Origin of the sequence: Bordetella petrii (genome assembly GCF_017356245.1) — a bacterium.
Lineage (GTDB): Bacteria > Pseudomonadota > Gammaproteobacteria > Burkholderiales > Burkholderiaceae_B > Bordetella_A > Bordetella_A petrii_D.
In genome coordinates this window covers 64,476-81,835 of the sequence record NZ_JAFMZZ010000004.1, presented here as the reverse complement: position 1 = coordinate 81,835, position 17,360 = coordinate 64,476, and the positions used below count along the sequence as shown (strand labels likewise).

Annotated in this window: 14 protein-coding genes; 9 read left to right on the top strand and 5 right to left on the bottom strand. The window is 68.2% G+C overall.

The features are described from left to right. Positions 1 to 352: 352 nt before the first annotated feature. On the bottom strand, positions 353 to 1,840 hold the full coding sequence (locus tag J2P76_RS18505; RefSeq protein WP_207409324.1) for a CoA-acylating methylmalonate-semialdehyde dehydrogenase: 1,488 nt from the start codon (positions 1,838 to 1,840) through the stop codon (positions 353 to 355). 5 nt (positions 1,841 to 1,845) lie between these two features. After that, positions 1,846 to 3,171: an aspartate aminotransferase family protein gene (locus J2P76_RS18500; RefSeq protein WP_207409323.1), complete on the bottom strand. Its 1,326-nt coding sequence runs from the start codon at positions 3,169 to 3,171 to the stop codon at positions 1,846 to 1,848. Between the two features lie 190 nt (positions 3,172 to 3,361). Between J2P76_RS18500 and J2P76_RS18495 the strand changes: the two genes are divergently transcribed. Then, positions 3,362 to 4,774: a PLP-dependent aminotransferase family protein gene (locus tag J2P76_RS18495; RefSeq protein WP_207409322.1), complete on the top strand. Its 1,413-nt coding sequence runs from the start codon at positions 3,362 to 3,364 to the stop codon at positions 4,772 to 4,774. On the opposite strand, the gene J2P76_RS18490 is transcribed toward J2P76_RS18495, so the two are convergent. Genes J2P76_RS18490 through J2P76_RS18480 form a run of 3 tightly spaced genes read right to left on the bottom strand, consistent with a single transcriptional unit; the run spans position 4,771 to position 6,738 of the window. After that, positions 4,771 to 5,265, bottom strand: a complete 495-nt coding sequence (locus tag J2P76_RS18490) for a dihydrofolate reductase (RefSeq protein WP_207409321.1) — start codon at positions 5,263 to 5,265, stop codon at positions 4,771 to 4,773. The genes J2P76_RS18495 and J2P76_RS18490 overlap by 4 nt on opposite strands. Before the next feature lie 25 nt (positions 5,266 to 5,290). Beyond that, positions 5,291 to 6,262 carry a thymidylate synthase gene (locus J2P76_RS18485; RefSeq protein ID WP_207409320.1) on the bottom strand — a complete coding sequence of 324 codons (972 nt, stop codon included), beginning with the start codon at positions 6,260 to 6,262 and terminating at the stop codon, positions 5,291 to 5,293. Positions 6,263 to 6,297: 35 nt separating this feature from the next. Next, positions 6,298 to 6,738, bottom strand: coding sequence for an OsmC family protein (locus tag J2P76_RS18480; protein WP_207409319.1), 441 nt, complete (start codon positions 6,736 to 6,738; stop codon positions 6,298 to 6,300). 113 nt (positions 6,739 to 6,851) lie between these two features. Here J2P76_RS18480 and coq7 point away from each other — a divergent pair, with 113 nt between their 5' ends. From coq7 to J2P76_RS18440, 8 genes are all read left to right on the top strand, one after another. Then, the gene (coq7, locus tag J2P76_RS18475) at positions 6,852 to 7,526 is read left to right on the top strand and encodes a 2-polyprenyl-3-methyl-6-methoxy-1,4-benzoquinone monooxygenase (protein ID WP_207409318.1); all 675 of its coding nucleotides are present in this window, start codon (positions 6,852 to 6,854) and stop codon (positions 7,524 to 7,526) included. 717 nt (positions 7,527 to 8,243) lie between these two features. After that, entirely contained in the window at positions 8,244 to 9,338 is a 1,095-nt protein-coding gene (locus J2P76_RS18470; RefSeq protein ID WP_207409317.1) for a glycosyltransferase, read from the top strand. 105 nt (positions 9,339 to 9,443) lie between these two features. Continuing rightward, a complete protein-coding gene (tviB, locus tag J2P76_RS18465; RefSeq protein WP_242697611.1) occupies positions 9,444 to 10,718 on the top strand; it encodes a Vi polysaccharide biosynthesis UDP-N-acetylglucosamine C-6 dehydrogenase TviB in 1,275 nt (424 codons plus the stop codon). A gap of 9 nt (positions 10,719 to 10,727) precedes the next feature. Continuing rightward, complete coding sequence (locus tag J2P76_RS18460; protein WP_207409316.1) at positions 10,728 to 11,753, top strand: SDR family oxidoreductase; 1,026 nt, start codon at positions 10,728 to 10,730, stop codon at positions 11,751 to 11,753. Between the two features lie 22 nt (positions 11,754 to 11,775). Then, positions 11,776 to 13,137: a murein biosynthesis integral membrane protein MurJ gene (gene murJ / locus J2P76_RS18455; protein ID WP_207409315.1), complete on the top strand. Its 1,362-nt coding sequence runs from the start codon at positions 11,776 to 11,778 to the stop codon at positions 13,135 to 13,137. Continuing rightward, complete coding sequence (locus J2P76_RS18450) at positions 13,137 to 14,273, top strand: glycosyltransferase family 4 protein (RefSeq protein WP_207409314.1); 1,137 nt, start codon at positions 13,137 to 13,139, stop codon at positions 14,271 to 14,273. Before murJ ends, J2P76_RS18450 begins: the two co-directional genes overlap by 1 nt. Before the next feature lie 45 nt (positions 14,274 to 14,318). Next, positions 14,319 to 16,247: an asparagine synthase (glutamine-hydrolyzing) gene (gene asnB / locus J2P76_RS18445; RefSeq protein ID WP_207409313.1), complete on the top strand. Its 1,929-nt coding sequence runs from the start codon at positions 14,319 to 14,321 to the stop codon at positions 16,245 to 16,247. After that, a complete protein-coding gene (locus tag J2P76_RS18440) occupies positions 16,244 to 17,359 on the top strand; it encodes a glycosyltransferase family 4 protein (RefSeq protein WP_207409312.1) in 1,116 nt (371 codons plus the stop codon). The genes asnB and J2P76_RS18440 overlap by 4 nt, the downstream gene beginning before the upstream one ends. Position 17,360: the final 1 nt, after the last annotated feature.

The following is a 17,360-nucleotide window of genomic DNA, read 5'->3' as shown; positions in this document are numbered from 1 at the left end:
CGCAGCCGCGCTGGCCCGCCACGCTGCGGGGACTAGCGGGGTTCTTGCATTCTTTTGGTGCAGCCTCTTAAAGAAGAACAGTTTGCGGGGCCGGCAATCCCGGCCGCCCAGCGCGGCCGGGATTGCCATTCAGGACGGGTATTGCGGCCAGGTGTCAGGCTCCCGCAGGGTGCCTGACACCGTTGTGGGCAGACCGTCTTGCCAATTCGGTGTCTGACACCCTTCGGGAGTCAGACACCTGACGAGGCATGAAACGGGTGCTGCTAGAGCGGGGACGCCGCGGAGCCGGCTTTGCCGGTCCGCCAGCGTCGCCCCCTTGAGGGGGAAGCGCGCAGCGCTTCGGGGGTGGGCGTCACTTCGCCACGGGCATGGTGAACTCCGCCCCTTTGGCGATGCTGTCGGGCCAGCGCTGCATGACGCTCTTGTAGCGGGTGTAGAACCGCACGCCTTCTTCCCCGTAGGCGTGATGGTCGCCGAACAGCGAGCGCTTCCAGCCGCCGAACGAATGCCAGGCCATGGGCACCGGGATGGGCACGTTGATGCCCACCATGCCCACCTTGATCTGCCGCGCGAAGGCGCGGGCGATGCCGCCGTCGGACGTGAAGCAGGCCACGCCGTTGGCGAACTCGTGCGCGTTGATGAGTTCGACGGCGGCCGCGAAATCGGGCACGCGCACCACGCACAGCACCGGGCCGAAGATTTCTTCGCGGTAGATGTTCATCTGCGGGGTCACCTGGTCGAACAGCGTGCCGCCCAGGAAGAAGCCCTTGCCGGCGATCGCCTGTTCGCGCCCGTCGACCACCAGCCGCGCGCCCGCGGCCACGCCGTCTTCGATGTAGCCCAGCACCTTGGCGCGGTGCTGCGCGGTGACCAGCGGCCCCATCTCGGCGTCGGGTTCCATGCCGTTCTTGATGACCAGCGCCTGCACGCGCGGCATCAGCCGTTCGATCAGCGTGTCGGCCACTTCGCCCACCGCCACGGCCACCGAGATCGCCATGCAGCGCTCGCCGGCCGACCCGTAGGCGGCGCCGATCAGCGCGTCGGTGACCTGCTCCAGGTTCGCGTCGGGCATGACCACCATGTGGTTCTTCGCCCCGCCCAGCGCCTGCACGCGCTTGCCGCGGCGCGTGCCCTCGGCGTAGATGTATTCGGCGATGGGGGTCGATCCCACGAACGACAGCGCCTCGACGTCGGGGTGCGCGATCAGCGCATCGACCGCCTGCTTGTCGCCCTGCACCACATTGAATACGCCATCGGGCAGGCCCGCTTCCTTGAGCAGCTCGGCCAGGCGCAGCGACACCGACGGGTCGCGCTCGGACGGCTTCAGGATGAAGGTGTTGCCGCAGGCCAGCGCCACCGGGAACATCCAGCACGGCACCATCATGGGGAAGTTGAACGGCGTGATGCCCGCCACCACCCCCAGCGGCTGGCGCATGCTCCAGTTGTCGATGCCGCCGCCGATCTGGTCGGTGTACTGGCCCTTGAGCAGCTGCGGCGCCGCGCAGGCGAATTCCACTACCTCGATGCCGCGCACCACTTCGCCCTTGGCGTCGGAGAACACCTTGCCGTGTTCGGCGGTGATCAGCGCGGCCAGCTCGTCCTGGTGCTGGTCGAGCAGTGCCTTGAAGTTGAACAGGATGCGGGCGCGCTTGAGCGCCGGCATTTCCGACCAGGCCGGGAATGCCGCGCGGGCCGCGGCCACCGCCGCGTCGATCTCGGCGGCCGAGGCCAGCGGGATGGAGCTGCTGATTTCGCCGGTGGCGGGGTTGTAGCCTTCGGCGTAGCGGCCGCTGCGGCCTTCGCAGGCCTGGCCGTTGATGAAATGAGTGAGCTTCTTCATGGGATTCAGGCGATTTCCTTCAGTACCTTGCCGATCGACTGGAACATCTCGGCGATTTGCGATTCTTCGATGATGAGCGGCGGCGAGACCGCCAGCGTGTCGCCCGTGTAGCGCACCATCAGGCCGCTGTCGAAGCATTTCTGGAAGGCTTCGGCGGCGCGCGTGCCGGGCGCGCCTTCGCGCGGGGCCAGCTCGATGCCGGCCACCAGGCCGATGTTGCGCACGTCGATGACGTTGGGGGCGCTCTTCAATGAGTGGGCGGCGGCTTCGAACGCCGGCGCCAGCGTGCGTGCGCGCGTGAAGAGCTGGTCGCGCCGATAGAGGTCGAGCGTGGCCAGAATGGCGGCGGCCGCCAGCGGATGCGCCGAATACGTGTAGCCGTGGAAGAACTCGATGCCGCCCTGCGCGCCGTTGACGATGGCGTCGTGCACGTCGCGCCTGACCGCCACGGCGCCCGCCGGCACCGCGGCGTTGCTGATGCCCTTGGCCATGGTGATCAGGTCGGGCGTGACGCCGAAGAACTCGCTGGCGGTGGCGGCGCCCAGCCGTCCGTAGCCGGTGATCACTTCGTCGAAGATCAGCAGGATGCCGTGCTTGGCCGTGATTTCGCGCAGCCGTTCGAGGTAGCCCTTGGGCGGCACCAGCACGCCGGTCGAGCCGGCCATGGGTTCGACGATGACGGCCGCGATGGTGGACGGATCGTGCAGCGCCACGATGCGTTCGAGGTCGTCGGCCAGGTGGACCCCCCAGGCCGGCTGGCCCTTCGAGAACGCGTTGTGCTCGAGGCTGTGGGTATGGGGCAGGTGGTCGACGGCCGGCAGCAGGGCGCCCGAGAAGGTCTTGCGGTTGGGCGAGATGCCGCCCACCGAGATGCCGCCGAAGCCCACGCCGTGATAGCCGCGTTCGCGGCCGATCAGGCGGGTACGCTGCGCATCGCCGCGGGCGCGGTGATAGGCCAGGGCGATCTTCAGCGCCGTGTCGACCGATTCCGAGCCCGAGTTGGTGAAGAAGATGCGGTCCATGCCCTGCGGCATCAGGCCGGCCACCGCCGATGCGGCCTCGAAGGCCAGCGGATGGCCCAGCTGGAAGCCGGGCGCGTAGTCCAGCGAGCCGGCCTGGCGCGCAATGGCCTGGACGATTTCTTCGCGGCAGTGGCCGGCATTCACGCACCACAGGCCCGAGGTGCCGTCGAGGATCTGGCGGCCGTCGACCGACGTGTAGTACATGCCCTTGGCGCCGGCCAGCATGCGCGGTTGGGACTTGAACTGCCGGTTGGCGGTAAACGGCATCCACAGGTGGGACAGGTCGGGCAGGCCGGTGGGGGCATTCATGGTGCGGGGCTCCAGGAGGGACCTGCATGGCGGGCCGCGACCTGTACGGCCCGGGCGCGGCGCTGGCGGCAGGATTACAGCCATTCTGATCGCGCCGGGCCGCTATGAAAATATACAATCCATGTAAAGCCCGCTAACTGTATAGGCAGTGGCTGGCAAACTGTATTGAATACTCGCCACCCCGCCGACCATGCTCGATTTCCAGCCCGTCCGCACGCGCAACCAGGCCCCCTCGCTGGTCGACCAGATCGTCGACGCCTATGCGCGCGCCATCCAGGCCCAGGCATTGCGCCCCGGCATGGCCGTGCCGTCGGTGCGCGAGTTCGCGCGCACCTACCAGGTCAGCACCTTCACCGTGGCCGGCGCCTATGGCCGGCTGGTGGCGCAGGGCTGGCTGTCGGCCCGCCCCGGCGCCGGCTACCGGATCGCGCCCCGGGCGCGCGCGGCCGCGCCGGCCCCGGCGCCCTGGCAGCCGCCGCGCCTGAACGCCGGCTGGCTGCTGTCGGACATCTATGCCGATCATTCCATCCCCATCAAGTCCGGCTGCGGCTGGCTGCCCGGCGAATGGCTGAACGAAGAAGGCCTGCACCAGGCGCTGCGGCACCTGGGGCGGGTGCCGGCCCTGCGCATCGCCGGCTACGGCCATCCCCATGGCTATGCGCCGCTGCGCGAAGCCGTGGCGGCCGGCCTGGCGGCCCACGGGCTGGATATCGCCGCCGACCAGGTGGTGCTGACCCAGGGCGTCACGCACGGGCTGGATCTGGTGATCCGCACCCTGCTGCGGCCGGGCGACACCGTGGCCGTCGAGCAGCCGTGCTACGCCAACCTGCTGCAGCTGCTGCGCCTGGCGGGCATGCGCGTGGTCAGCGTGCCGCGCACGCCCGACGGCCTGGACTGCGATGCGTTGCATCGCCTGGCGGCCGAACACCGGCCGCGTGCGCTGTTCGTCAATACGGTGCTGCAGAACCCCTCTGGCGCGGTCATGAGCATGGCCAATGCCTTCCGGGTGCTGCAGGCGGCGCAGCAGCACGATTTCTGGATTGTCGAAGACGATATCTCGCGCGAGCTGATGCCCGGCGTCGCGCCGCTGCTGGCCGCGCTGGACGGCGCGCAGCGGGTGGTGTACCTGGGCGGCTATTCGAAGGTGATCAGCCCGTCGGTGCGGGTGGGCTACGTGGCGGCGCACCGCGACCTGATACGCGACATCGCCCGCACCAAGATGGCGGTGGGGCTGACGTCGCCGGAAATCATGGAGCGGGTCGTGCACCAGGTGATCCGCGAAGGGCGCTACCGGGCCCACATCGTGCGCACCCGCGAGCGCCTGGCGCAGGCCCATGCCAGTGTCGCCCAGCACATGGACGAACTGGGCATGCACGTGTGGGCGCGGCCGCAGGCCGGGCTGTTCGTGTGGGCCAGCCTGCCCGGACAGGCCGCCGGCGCCAACAGCCTGGCCGAGCTGGCGCTGCGCGACGGCATCTGGCTGGCGCCCGGTTCGTACTTCGATCCGGGCGAGCAGGACGTACCGTGGATACGCTTCAACGTGGCGTATTCGCAAGGGCCGGAACTGTGGCGCTTTTTGCGCGGCGCCCGCCAGGCGCCTTAAGCGCCGCGTTCGTAGACGACGAAATCGTAGTCGTAGCCGTTCTCGGCGGGCTGCGGCTGGCGCGATGCCTCGCGCCAGGCGAACGACGGCAGGTAGGGGAAGAAGGCATCGCCCTCGACTTGCGCATGCACTTCGGTGGCCACGATGCGCGCCGCCAGCGGCAGCGCCTGCGCATAGATCTGCGCGCCGCCGATGACGTAGGCGTCGGCGGCATCGCCGCAGGCCTCGACCGCGGCCTGCAGGGTGGGCACCACTATTGCGCCCGGCGCGGCATAGCGCAGGTTGCGGCTGATGACCACATTGGTGCGCCCGGGCAAGGGCCGGCCCAGCGATTCCCAGGTCTTGCGGCCCATGATGATGGGGCTGCCCAGGGTGGTGCGCTTGAAGTGCGCCAGATCGCCCGGCAGCTTCCAGGGCAGGGCGTTGTCGCGTCCGATGACGCGGTTATCGGAATAGGCAACGACCAGGGTCAGGCGGGGCGGGGCGGACATGGGCGGATATCGGGCGCGGTGGCGGTCAAACCGCCATGGGGGCGGTCAGGGCGGGATGGTGCCGGTAGCCTTCCAGCGTGAAGTCGGCGGGCTCGACCTGCTCCAGCCATTCGGGCTGGTAGCGCCCGGTGACGGCGTAGTCGGGGATGCGGTCGGACAGCACCAGGCGGGGCGCCTCATAGGGCTCGCGCGTGAGCTGTTCGCGCAGCATCGGCAAGTGGTTTTCGTAGATGTGCGCGTCGCCGATGAAATACGAGAACCAGCGCGGCGTATAGCCCGTCAGCCGGCCCACCAGGTGCAGCAGGGCCGCGCCTTCGGTCAGGTTGAAAGGCGTGCCCAGGCCGACATCGTTCGAGCGGATGTACAGGCACAGTGAGATCTCGCGCGTGGTGGCGTTGGGCAGGAACTGGTACAGCAGGTGGCAGGGCGGCAGCGCCATTTCTTCGATTTGCGCCCAGTTCCAGCCGTGGAACAGGATGCGCCGGTCTTGCGGGCTGTGGTGGATGGTGTCCAGGCACTGGCGCAACTGGTCGACCGCCTTGTACAGCAGCACGTGCGGCACGCCGTTTTCATCGAGTTCGGCCACCTGCGCGTAGCCGCGTTCGCGGGCGTCGCGGATCTGCGCGCCGCTGGCTGCCGGCAGCAGCTTGTAAGCCGGCCAGCGGCGCCATTGCACGCCATATACGGGGCCCAGGTCGTCTGGCCCTTCGCGGTACGGATTGGCCAGCCAGCCGGCGTTTTCGTTGGCGTTCTGGTCCCATACCCGGCAGCCCAGCGCGCGGAAATCGGCCGCGCTGCGCGCACCGCGCATGAAGCCCACCAGTTCGCCCACGGCCGATTTGAAGGCCAGCTTTTTGGTCGTGACGGCGGGAAAGCCCTGCTGCAGGTCGAAGCGCAGCGCCGCGCCGGGCAGCGACAGGGTGCGGATGCCGGTGCGGTTTTCCTGCCACGAGCCGTGGTCGAGAATCGATTGGATGAGCGAGAGGTATTGTTTCATGGCAATGCGCCCGCCTGGGCGGGCAGGCCGCGGATTCAGGCGGCCGGGGTTTCCTGGGTATCGACGATATCCACCGAGAAAGTCAGTTCCGCGGTTTTCTCCAGCATGGCCGAGGCCGAGCAGTATTTTTCGTGCGACAGCTGCACGGCGCGTTCGACGGCGGCGCGCGGCAGGTTCTTGCCGGTGACCGTGAAGGCGAAGTGGATGCGCGTGAAGACCTTGGGATCGGTGTCGGCGCGGTCGGCCGACAGCTTGACGCTGCAGCCCGTGACCGCATGGCGGCCGCGCTTGAGGATCAGCACCACGTCATAGGCGGTGCAGCCGCCCGTGCCGGCCAGCAGCAGTTCCATGGGACGGGGCGCCAGGTTGTGGCCGCCGCCGTCGACGGCGCCGTCCATGGTGGCGACGTGGCCGCTGCCGGTGGTGGCCACGAAGAGCATGCCATCGGGGCCGCCCCAGTTGATCGTGCAGTCCATGCGGGTTCCTTCAGCGTTAAGCGCAGACAAGTTCCGATGATACCTGTTGCGTACAATTCCCGATGGAGAACCCCGCCGCTCAACAGGGTGGGGATGCCTGTCCAGGAGCCCCCATGTCCGTTGCCCCGTCTTCCGCTTTTACGCCTTTCTCGCGCCGGCGCGGCCCGCTCGACCCCCTGTTCGCCGAAATCGACCGCGCGCTGCGCGTGCTGTCGGGGGCGGCGGCCTCGGCGCGCCCGTATCCGGCCAGCGCGGCCGAGCCCGTGCCGCCGTTGTCCGACCAGCAAAAGCGCCATGCGGCCGGGCTGATGCGCGTGAACCATGTGGGCGAGGTTTGCGCACAGGCGCTCTACCGCGGGCAGGCCGCCGCCTGCCGCGAGGCGCCTGTGCGCGAACTGCTGCGCCACGCCGCCGCCGACGAAGTCGACCACCTGGCCTGGTGCGCCCGCCGGCTCGAAGAACTGGGCAGCCGCCCCAGCCTGCTCAACCCCGTGTGGTACGCGGGCTCGTTCACGCTGGGGGCGCTGGCCAGCTGCGCCGGCACGGCGCGCAACCTGGGCTTCATGGCCGAAACCGAACGCCAGGTCGAAGCCCACCTCGACGGCCACTTGCGCAGCCTGCCCGACGCCGACCAGCGCTCGCGCCAGATCGTCGGCCAGATGAAAGACGACGAAGCCCGGCATCGCAGCAGCGCCGAGCACGCGGGCGGCGTGCCCCTGCCCGCGCCGGTGCGGGGCGCCATGCGGGCCATGTCGCGCATCATGACCTCCACGGCCTACTGGATCTGACGCATGGCCTGGCCTGCCGCGCAATATGATGCGTTGCACAATATATGCTGGCACAGAGCTCGAAATACCTCAGAACGGCCGAGCTAAGTTATTGAAAAATATAGGGTAAGCCCGCAAGGGTTTACCCTTTTGGCATAAACCCTCTGCAGCGTGAAGCTCAATGGTGGCGCTGCTTTTCAGCCGTTATTGCGGCAAAGCCACAACATAGGTAGCGCCCCTCCAACAGGCCAAAAAAATTTCTTGCATCGCACAAAACAATGCGCTACGATTCAGTCATGGATGTTGAAAACGCGGTCGGCGCGGTGCAAACCCCGAAAGCGTAGCGGTCGAACCTGATGCAGTGTTCACCCCAACATGCCCCGGTTGTCTCCTCCACCCTCCTCCTTTGGTGGATTTAGCCCGAGATCGCAAGATCTCGGGCTTTTTTTTCGACTCTCCAAATCCGTCCCCAATATTGAGGCGGCGGCCATGATTCCTGGCGCGCAGCCTTTGCGCCAGGGCAGGCTGGCTTGGTGTTTACCCTTAAAAACGCCCGTTGCAACGGCCGGGAAAGAATTACAATGGTTTTCCGTGCGCGCGGGTACAGCCGGGCGGCCGTGTCTGTGGTTACGTTCTGTGGGGTGGGCTTGCACTTGTTCAGGTCTCGCATATAAGGCCGTTACACGCGCTCTCGATAATGATGTGCTTCATGAAAATCGTCCCAAATAAGGTGTTTCCGTGACCTGGCTGTACATCTGCGTGGTGGCGTTCATGGTGGGGGGACTCATCGTGGCGTCCGAGCGCTGGCATGGCGCCTTTACCGGCGACAGCGACCTCAGCAAGCCCCAGGCCTCGCATACGCGCGCCACGCCCCGTGTGGGCGGGCTGGCCGTGCTGGCCGGGTCCCTGGCGGGGCTGCTGGTGCTGGGTCCCAGCAACATGACCCTGACCTGGCTGTGGCCGGCGTTGTTCGTGGCCGTGCTGCCGGTGTTCGTGGCCGGCCTGCTCGAAGACATCACCAAAGACATCGGCGCCAGCAAGCGCCTGCTTGCCGCGTTCCTGTCGGCCGCCATCGCGTGGTGGTTGCTGGGCGGCGTCAGCCGCGTGGGCATCGCCCCGGTCGACTGGGTGCTGGCGTTCTGGCCGATTTCCCTGCTGTTCACCATGTTCGCGGTGGGGGGTTGCACGCATGCGCTGAACATCGTCGACGGCATGAACGGCCTGGCGGGCATGGTGGCCACCCTGATGGCCGTGTCCATCGCGCTGGTGGCGCTGCAGGTGGGCGACATGCCCATTTCCATGATCGCCGCCGCGCTGGCCTCGGCCACGCTGGGGTTCCTGGTCTGGAATTTCCCGTTCGGCCGCGTGTTCCTGGGCGACGGCGGCGCGTATTTCCTGGGGTTCATGCTGGCCGAACTGGCCGTGCTGCTGGTGGTGCGCAATCCGTCGGTGTCGCCGTTTTATGCGCTGGCGGTGCTGTTCTATCCCGTGTTCGAAACCGGTTTTTCCATCTGGCGCCGCCGCTTCAAGCGCGGGGTGCCGGTCGACCAGCCCGATGCCCTGCATCTGCATCAGCTGGTGTTCCGGCGGCTGGTGCGCGTTACCTTCAGCCGCGGCCGCCGCCATGCGGTGCCGGCGCTGTGCAATGCGCTGGCTTCACCCTACATGTGGGTGCTGGCGCTGATCGGCCTGGTGCCGGCCACCATCTGGTGGGACAACGCCTGGATCCTCAGCCTGAGCCTGCTGGTGTTTGCCGCGGCATACATCTGGCTGTACGTGCGGCTGGTGTCGTGGCGCCGGCCGGGCTGGCTGCTGCTGCCGCGCACCCACTGATCATCCTGTCGGGTGGCCCCGCGACGGGTCGAGGGGCCGTAGTTACAATTCCCGTGTTCCTTATTTCAAGCGCCGTGCACGTAGCGCGGCAAAGGGAGAGCTATCTTGCGTATCGATGAGGTAAAACTTGCCGTGGTCGGCCTGGGTTATGTCGGGCTGCCACTGGCCGTGGAGTTCGGCAAGAAGCGTCCGGTGATCGGCTTCGACATCAACGCCAAGCGCATCGACGCCTTGAAGGCGGGCCATGACCACACCCTGGAAGTGAGCGATGCCGAACTGGCCGAAGCCACGCACTTGGCCTACACCGCCGACCGCGCCGAACTGGCCAAGGCCAATGTGTACATCGTCACGGTGCCCACGCCTATCGACGACTACAAGCAGCCCGACCTGACGCCGCTGGTGAAGGCCAGCGAGACCATCGGCGCGGTGCTCAAGCGCGGCGATATCGTCATCTACGAATCCACCGTGTATCCGGGCGCCACCGAAGAAGACTGCGTGCCGGTGCTCGAGCGCGTTTCGGGGCTGAAGTTCAACGAAGACTTCTATGCCGGCTACAGCCCCGAGCGCATCAACCCGGGCGACAAGGCGCACCGCGTCAACACCATCAAGAAGGTCACTTCGGGCTCGACGCCCGAAGTCGCCGACCTGGTCGACACGCTGTACAACGAAATCATCACGGCCGGCACCCACAAGGCGTCGAGCATCCGCGTGGCCGAGGCCGCCAAGGTCATCGAGAACACACAGCGCGACGTGAACATCGCCCTGATCAACGAGCTCGCCCTGATCTTCAACAAGATGGGCATCGATACCGAAGCCGTGCTGCAGGCCGCCGGCACCAAGTGGAACTTCCTGCCGTTCCGTCCCGGCCTGGTGGGCGGGCACTGCATCGGCGTCGATCCGTACTACCTGACCCATAAAGCGCAGGCCATCGGCTATCACCCCGAGATCATCCTGGCGGGCCGCCGCCTGAACGATTCCATGGGCGGCTACGTGGTGTCGCAGCTGGTCAAGTGCATGACCAAGCAGCGCATCCACGTGCAGGGCGCGCGCGTGCTGGTCATGGGCCTGACCTTCAAGGAAAACTGCCCCGACCTGCGCAACACGCGAGTGGTCGACATCGTGAACGAGCTGGGCGACTACAACGTCGATGTCGACGTCTACGATCCGTGGGTCGACCCCGAAGAAGCCCGCCACGAATACGGCATCACGCCGGTGGCCGAGCCCGAGGCCGGCAAGTACGACGCCATCATCCTGGCGGTGTCGCACCACCAGTTCGTCGAAATGGGCGCGGCCGCGATCCGCAAGCTGGGCAAGGCCAAGCACGTGCTGTACGACCTGAAATACGTGCTGTCGCCCGCCGAATCCGATCTGCGCCTGTAAGGAGTTTGAATGACCGATCGCTACGAAAGCATCCAGCAAGAACTGCGCCAGACGCCCCGCAAGTGGCTGGTCACCGGCTGCGCGGGTTTCATCGGCTCGAACCTGCTGGAAACCCTGCTCAAGCTCGACCAGACCGTGGTCGGGCTCGACAACTTCGCCACCGGCCATCGGCACAATCTGGATGAGGTCCGTGATTCGGTCGACCCGGCCCAATGGGCGCGCTTCACTTTCCTGGAAGGCGATATCCGCGACCTGGCGGCGTGCAAGCAGGCCGCCGAGGGCGTCGACCACGTGCTGCACCAGGCCGCGCTGGGTTCGGTGCCGCGTTCGCTGAACGACCCGATCACCACCAACGAAGTCAATATCAGCGGTTTCCTGAACATGCTGGTGGCCTCGCGCGACGCCAAGGTCAAGACTTTCGTCTATGCCGCGTCCAGCTCCACCTACGGCGACCACCCCGGCCTGCCCAAGGTCGAAGACACCATCGGCAAGCCGCTGTCGCCGTATGCCGTCACCAAGTACGTCAACGAGCTGTACGCCGACGTGTTCGCGCGCTCGTACGGCCTGGCCAGCGTGGGGCTGCGCTACTTCAATGTGTTCGGCAAGCGCCAGGACCCGCAGGGCGCCTATGCGGCGGTGATTCCCAAATGGACGGCCGCCATGATCCGCGGCGACGATGTCGTCATCAACGGCGACGGCGAGACCAGCCGCGATTTCTGCTTCGTTGAAAACGCGGTGCAGGCCAACCTGCTGGCCGCGCTGGCGCCGCAAGAAGGCGTCAACCAGGTGTACAACGTGGCCTACAGCGGCCGCACCACGCTGAACCAGCTGTACAAGTTCCTGGCCCAGGCGCTGGGCGGGCAGGGCGTGCGCTACGACAAGGCGCCCGTGTACGCCGATTTCCGCGCGGGCGACGTGCGCCATTCGCAGGCCGACATCGGCAAGGCCGGCAAGCTGCTGGGCTACCAGCCGGCCTACGATATCCTGCGCGGGCTGGAAACCGCCATGCCCTGGTACACCCAATTCCTGCGTTGAATTTTTTTTGCCCAAGGCAAAATTGAAAGCGCTCATCCGCAGGCTCAACGCGGTCCACCCCGACCACCAGCGCATTTTCCGGGGGGCGTTCCGGGTGGCGGTCTTCCTGTTGCTGGGCAAGGCCGCCGGCGCCATCAAGGAAATGGCGGTCGCGTACCGGTACGGCATCAGCGATGCCGTCGACGCCTACCAGTTCACCATGACCATGGCCAACTGGCTGCCGGTCACCATCGTGGGCGTGCTGGGGGTGGTGCTGATACCGGTGCTGGTGCGCCTGCGGCGCACCGGCGGGCATGAGCGCGACCTGTTCGTGCGCGAGCTGCAGGGGGCGGTGCTGGCGGGTGGCCTGGTGCTGGCGGCGCTGACGGCGCTGGCCTGGCCCTGGGTGCTGCAATGGCTGGGCAGCGGGCTGTCGGGCCCGGTGGCGGCCATGAGCACGCAGCTGCTCTACGCGTTCGTGCCGGTAACCGTGCTGCTGCTGATCGCCGGCATCAGCGGCGCGCGCCTGCGTTCGCACGAACGCCACGTCAATACCCTGCTCGACAGCATGCCCGCGGTAACCACTTTGGCCTGGGTAATGCTGGCGGCGGTGTCGGCCGACGATGTCGGCCCGCTGCTGTGGGGCACCCTGGTGGGCTATGCCATCCAGGCCGCCTGGCTGGCCTGGCTGGCGGCCCGCGCCGATGGCGGTTTCTGGGGGGCGCCGCTGCTGTCGCTGCGCTCGCCGCACTGGCCCGAACTGATGAGCGCGGCCGGCGTCATGCTGGTGGGCCAGGTGGCCATGAGCTTTGTCGGGCCGCTCGACCAGTACACGGCCGCCAACCTGGGCGACAACGCCAACGCCACGCTGGGCTATGCCAGCCGCCTGCTGTCGCTGCTGCTGGGCATCGGCGCGGTGTCGGTGGGGCGCGCCGCGCTGCCGGTGCTGGCCGATGTGCAAAGCCGGGGCGATCCGGCGCGCGCGCGGTCCATGGCCCTGAAGTGGTCGGTGCTGATGATGGGCGCGGGCGCCGCCGCCGTGGCGATAGCCTGGGCGCTGGCCCCGTGGGGCGTGGCGCTGCTGTTCGAGCGCGGCGCGTTCACCGCCGACAATACCCAGGCCGTGGCCCAGGTGCTGCGCTGGGGGCTGCTGCAGCTGCCGTTCTATTTCGGCGTGCTGATCCTGGTGCAATTGCTGGCCAGCCAGAACCGCTATCGCGTCATGGCCCTGATCGCCGTGGCCAATTTCCTGCTGAAAGTCGTGCTGAACGCCATGCTGGCGCCGCGCATGGGCACCGCCGGCATCATGCTGGCCACCAGCCTGATGTATGCGCTGTCGTTCGCCTGCTATGTCGTGGTGGCCTGGCGGCCACACGAGCCGGCCGTGCCCCGGGAGAACCCCTGATGGGCACGCACCACGACGCGCCGCGCGTGCTGGTCTTCATCCATTCGCTGCATGGCGGCGGCGCCGAGCGCGTGGCCGCCGACCTCAGCGCGCACTGGGCCCGGGCCGGCTGGCAGGTCATGGTGGTGACGCAGGCCGATGCCGCGGGCGACGCCTATGCGCTGCATCCGGCCGTGCAGCGCGAGGTCCTGCATACCGAGGGCGCGGGCGGCGGCCTGCGCGGCGCGCTGGCCAATGTACGGCGCGTGCGCGCCCTGCGGCGGGTGTTGCGCCGCTTCCAGCCCGATATCGTGCTGGGCATGATGACCACGGCCTCGGTGCTGGCGGTGCTGGCGGCGCGCGGCCTGCCGTGCCGGATCATCGCCACCGAGCACACGCATCCGCCGTCGCAGGCGCTGTCGGGGTTGTGGCAGCGCCTGCGGCGCCTGACCTATCCGCGCGCGGCCCGCGTCGTGGCCCTGACGCGCGGCACGGCCGACTGGCTGGCGCGCCACGTGCCGGGCTCGCGGCTGGCGGTCGTTCCCAATCCCGTGCATTGGCCGCTGTCGCGGGCGGAACCCGTGCTGGACCCGCCGCCGGCCGATGGGCGGCGGCGCCTGCTGGCCGTGGGCCGGCTGCATCCCGACAAGGGGTTCGACCTGCTGATCCAGGCCTATGCCCGGCTTGCCGGCCAGCATCCCGACTGGGACCTGGTCATTCTGGGCGAAGGCGACGAACGGCCGCGCCTGCAGGCGCAGGTCGATGCCGCCGGCCTGCAGGCGCGGGTGGCCATGCCCGGGCGGGTGGGCAACGTGGGCGACTGGTACCGCGCCGCCGACCTGTACGTGCTGAGCTCGCGTTTCGAGGGCCTGTCCAATACCCTGCTGGAATCGCTGGCCAGCGGCCTGGCGGCGGTGTGCTTCGATTGCGATACCGGCCCGCGCGAGGTGGTGCGCGACGGTGTCGACGGCGTGCTGGTGCGGCCCAACGGCGATGTGCCGGCGCTGGCCGCGGCCCTGTCGGCCCTGATGGGCGACGCCGCCGCGCGCCAGGCTTTGTCCGAACGCGCCATCGAGGCGCGCGAGCGGTTTTCGGCCCAGCGCGTGCTGGGCCTGTGGCAGGAAATTTTTGACGACGTGCGCAAGCCGGGGCCTTGACTGGCCTGGCCCGGTATAACTCACACAAGCGCGGAAGACACGATCATGTGCGGAATAGTCGGAATCTGGGGGCCTTTGCAAGACAAGGCGCAAGTGCTGGCCGATAGCTGCCGGCGCATACGCCATCGCGGGCCCGACAGCCAGGGGCTGTGGGAAGACCCCGCCGCCGACCTGGCGCTGGCGCACGTGCGCCTGGCCATCCTGGACCTTACCGAGGCCGGGCACCAGCCCATGGTGTCGGCCTGCGGCCGGTATGTGCTGGTGCTCAACGGCGAGATCTACAACCACATGGCGCTGCGCGAGCGCCTGGAGCAGGCCGGCCAGGCGCCCGACTGGCGCGGGCATTCCGATACCGAGACCGTGCTGGCCAGCTTTGCGGCGCTGGGCGTCGAGGCCACGCTGCAGGCGGCGGTGGGCATGTATGCCATCGCGCTGTGGGACCGCCAGCGCCGCACGCTGACGCTGGCACGCGACCGCATGGGCGAAAAGCCGCTTTACTACGGCTACAGCGGCGCCAACCTGGTGTTCGCCTCGGAACTGAAAGGCCTGATGCCCATACCGGGCTTCGGGCGCGAGCTCAGCCGCGCCGCGCTGGCCTCGCTGATGCGGCACAACTACATTCCCGCGCCGCAGTCCATCTACGAAGGCATCAGCAAGCTGCCGCCCGGCGCCTGGCTCGAGATTCCCGAAGCCGACATGCGCGGCCGCCGCCTGGCGGAGCCGCGCGCGTACTGGTCGGCCCTGCAGGCGGCCGACCAGGGCCTGCAGACGCCGCGCAGCTTCGGATCCGACGCGCAGGCCGCCGATGCGCTGGAGGAGGTGCTGTCGCAGGCCGTGGGCGGCCAGATGCTGTCGGACGTGAGCCTGGGCGCGTTTTTGTCGGGCGGCATCGATTCGTCGACCATCGTGGCGCTGATGCAGGCGCAAAGCCGGCAGCCGGTGCGCACCTTTGCCATCGGCTTTCACGAAAAAGGCTACAACGAAGCCGAGCACGCCAAGGCCGTGGCCCAGCACCTGGGCACCGAGCACACCGAACTCTACGTCACGGCCGACGACGCGCTGGCTGTCGTGCCCACGCTGGCCGACATGTACGACGAGCCGTTCGCCGATTCGTCGCAGATTCCCACTTCGCTGGTCACGCGCATGGCGCGCCAGCACGTCACCGTGGCGCTGTCGGGCGATGGCGGCGACGAGCTGTTCGGCGGCTATTCGCGCTATTTCCGCGTGCGCGACTGGTGGCGCCAGTGCGAGCGCGTGCCGGGCCCGGCGCGCCACGCGGCGGGCGCGCTGCTGGGCGCATCGGCTGCGCTGCCGGGCCGCGGCGCCTGGCGCGGCAAGCTGGCCAAGCTGGGCGAACTGCTGCGCGCCGACACGCGCGGCGATTTCTACCGCCTGTTCGTGTCGTACTGGGGCGACCCGGGCCGCGTGGTCAAGGGCGGGGTCGAGCCGCCGTCGCTGTTCGAGCAGCCCATGGAAGGCACTGCCTTCGATGTCATGATGAAGCTGGATGCAGTCACCTACCTGCCCGACGACATCCTGGTCAAGGTCGACCGCGCCGCCATGGCGGTCAGCCTGGAAACGCGCGTGCCTTTGCTGGATCATCGCGTGTACGAATTCGCGTGGCAGCTGCCTTTTGAATACAAGGTGCGCGGCAACACGGGCAAATGGCTGCTGCGCCAGGTGCTGTACCGCCACGTGCCGCAGGCGCTGGTGGACCGCCCCAAGCGCGGCTTCGCCGTGCCGCTGGCCGGCTGGCTGCGCGGGCCGTTGCGCGACTGGGCCGAAGCCCTGCTGGACCCGGCCCGCCTGCGGCAGGAAGGCTGGTTCGAGCCCGAACCCATCGTGCGCAAATGGCGCGAACATGTGTCCGGCCACCGCAATTGGGACAGCCGCCTGTGGGGCGTGCTGATGATGCAGGCCTGGCTGGACCGCTACCACGCCGGCATGGCCGGCGAAAAGGATTCCGCTACATGAAGATATTGCTGCTGGTCAGTTCCATGCACGCGGGCGGCGCCGAACGGGTCGCCGCCACGCTCGTCAATGCCTGGACCGATCGCGGCGATGCCGTGACCCTGGTGCCGACTTATTCTTCCAAGGGCACGTGTTTTTATCCTTTGTCCGACGCGGTGGAGCTGGTCTGGCTGGCCGACCGGGCCGGCACGCGCGCCGCGGGCCCGCTGGCCGCCTGGCAGCGCCTGCGCACCCTGCGGGCGCTGATCCGCGAAAAAGCGCCCGACGTGGTGGTGTCGTTCCTGACCAACGTCAACGTGGCGGCCATCCTGGCCACGCGTGGCCTGGGTGTGCCGCTGATCGTGTGCGAGCGCACCAACCCGGTGGCCGAGCGCAGCACCGGCAGGGTGTGGCGCACCCTGCGCAAGCTGTTCTACCCCCGCGCCGACATGGTGACCGTGCAGGCCGAGGACACGGTCGAGCCCTTTGCCTGCCAGGTGCCCGGCATCAAGCAGCTGAAGGTCATCCCCAATCCGCTGCCGCCCGAGCTGCTGGATGCGCCGCGGGTCGACGCCCAGGCTCCGGCGGCGCGCAAGCGCCTGCTGGCCATGGGCCGGCTGGCCCCGGCCAAGCAGTTCGATTTGCTGGTGGACGTTTACGCTGAACTGGCGGCCGACTTCCCCGACTGGGACCTGTGGATCTGGGGCGAAGGGCCGCAGCGTGAAGAACTGCAGGCGCGCATCGCCGCGGCCGGCCTGCAGCAGCGGGTGCAACTGCCGGGCCGCACCACCGAGCCCTGGGAAGAACTGGCCAGGGGCCAGGCGTTCGTGCTGAGCTCGGCGGTTGAAGGTTTTCCCAATGTGCTGCTGGAAGCCATGGCCCTGGGGCTGCCCTGCGTGGCCTTCGACTGCCCCAGCGGCCCGCGCGAAATGACCCGCGATGGCCAGGATGCCCTGCTGGTGCCGGCGGCCGACCGCGCGCAGTTGCGCGAGGCCCTGCGGCGCGTGCTGGCCGATCCGGCCTTGCGGCGCGACCTGGGCGCGCGTGCGGCCGAATCGGTGCGGCAGCGCTACGCGCTGCCCGCGGTGCTGGCCGAATGGGATGGCCTGTTCGACGCGGTGCGAGGCAAGGCATGAC

Excerpts from the sequence above, each read along its gene's own strand:
- J2P76_RS18480 (WP_207409319.1), bottom strand. The coding sequence starts at position 6,738 with ATGGACTGCACGATCAACTGGGGCGGCCCCGATGGCATGCTCTTCGTG.
- coq7 (WP_207409318.1), top strand. The coding sequence starts at position 6,852 with ATGTCCGTTGCCCCGTCTTCCGCTTTTACGCCTTTCTCGCGCCGGCGC.
- J2P76_RS18490 (WP_207409321.1), bottom strand. The coding sequence starts at position 5,265 with ATGTCCGCCCCGCCCCGCCTGACCCTGGTCGTTGCCTATTCCGATAAC.
- J2P76_RS18505 (WP_207409324.1), bottom strand. The coding sequence starts at position 1,840 with ATGAAGAAGCTCACTCATTTCATCAACGGCCAGGCCTGCGAAGGCCGC.
- J2P76_RS18485 (WP_207409320.1), bottom strand. The coding sequence starts at position 6,262 with ATGAAACAATACCTCTCGCTCATCCAATCGATTCTCGACCACGGCTCG.
- J2P76_RS18500 (WP_207409323.1), bottom strand. The coding sequence starts at position 3,171 with ATGAATGCCCCCACCGGCCTGCCCGACCTGTCCCACCTGTGGATGCCG.
- J2P76_RS18460 (WP_207409316.1), top strand. The coding sequence starts at position 10,728 with ATGACCGATCGCTACGAAAGCATCCAGCAAGAACTGCGCCAGACGCCC.
- J2P76_RS18440 (WP_207409312.1), top strand. The coding sequence starts at position 16,244 with ATGAAGATATTGCTGCTGGTCAGTTCCATGCACGCGGGCGGCGCCGAA.
- J2P76_RS18450 (WP_207409314.1), top strand. The coding sequence starts at position 13,137 with ATGGGCACGCACCACGACGCGCCGCGCGTGCTGGTCTTCATCCATTCG.
- J2P76_RS18495 (WP_207409322.1), top strand. The coding sequence starts at position 3,362 with ATGCTCGATTTCCAGCCCGTCCGCACGCGCAACCAGGCCCCCTCGCTG.
- asnB (WP_207409313.1), top strand. The coding sequence starts at position 14,319 with ATGTGCGGAATAGTCGGAATCTGGGGGCCTTTGCAAGACAAGGCGCAA.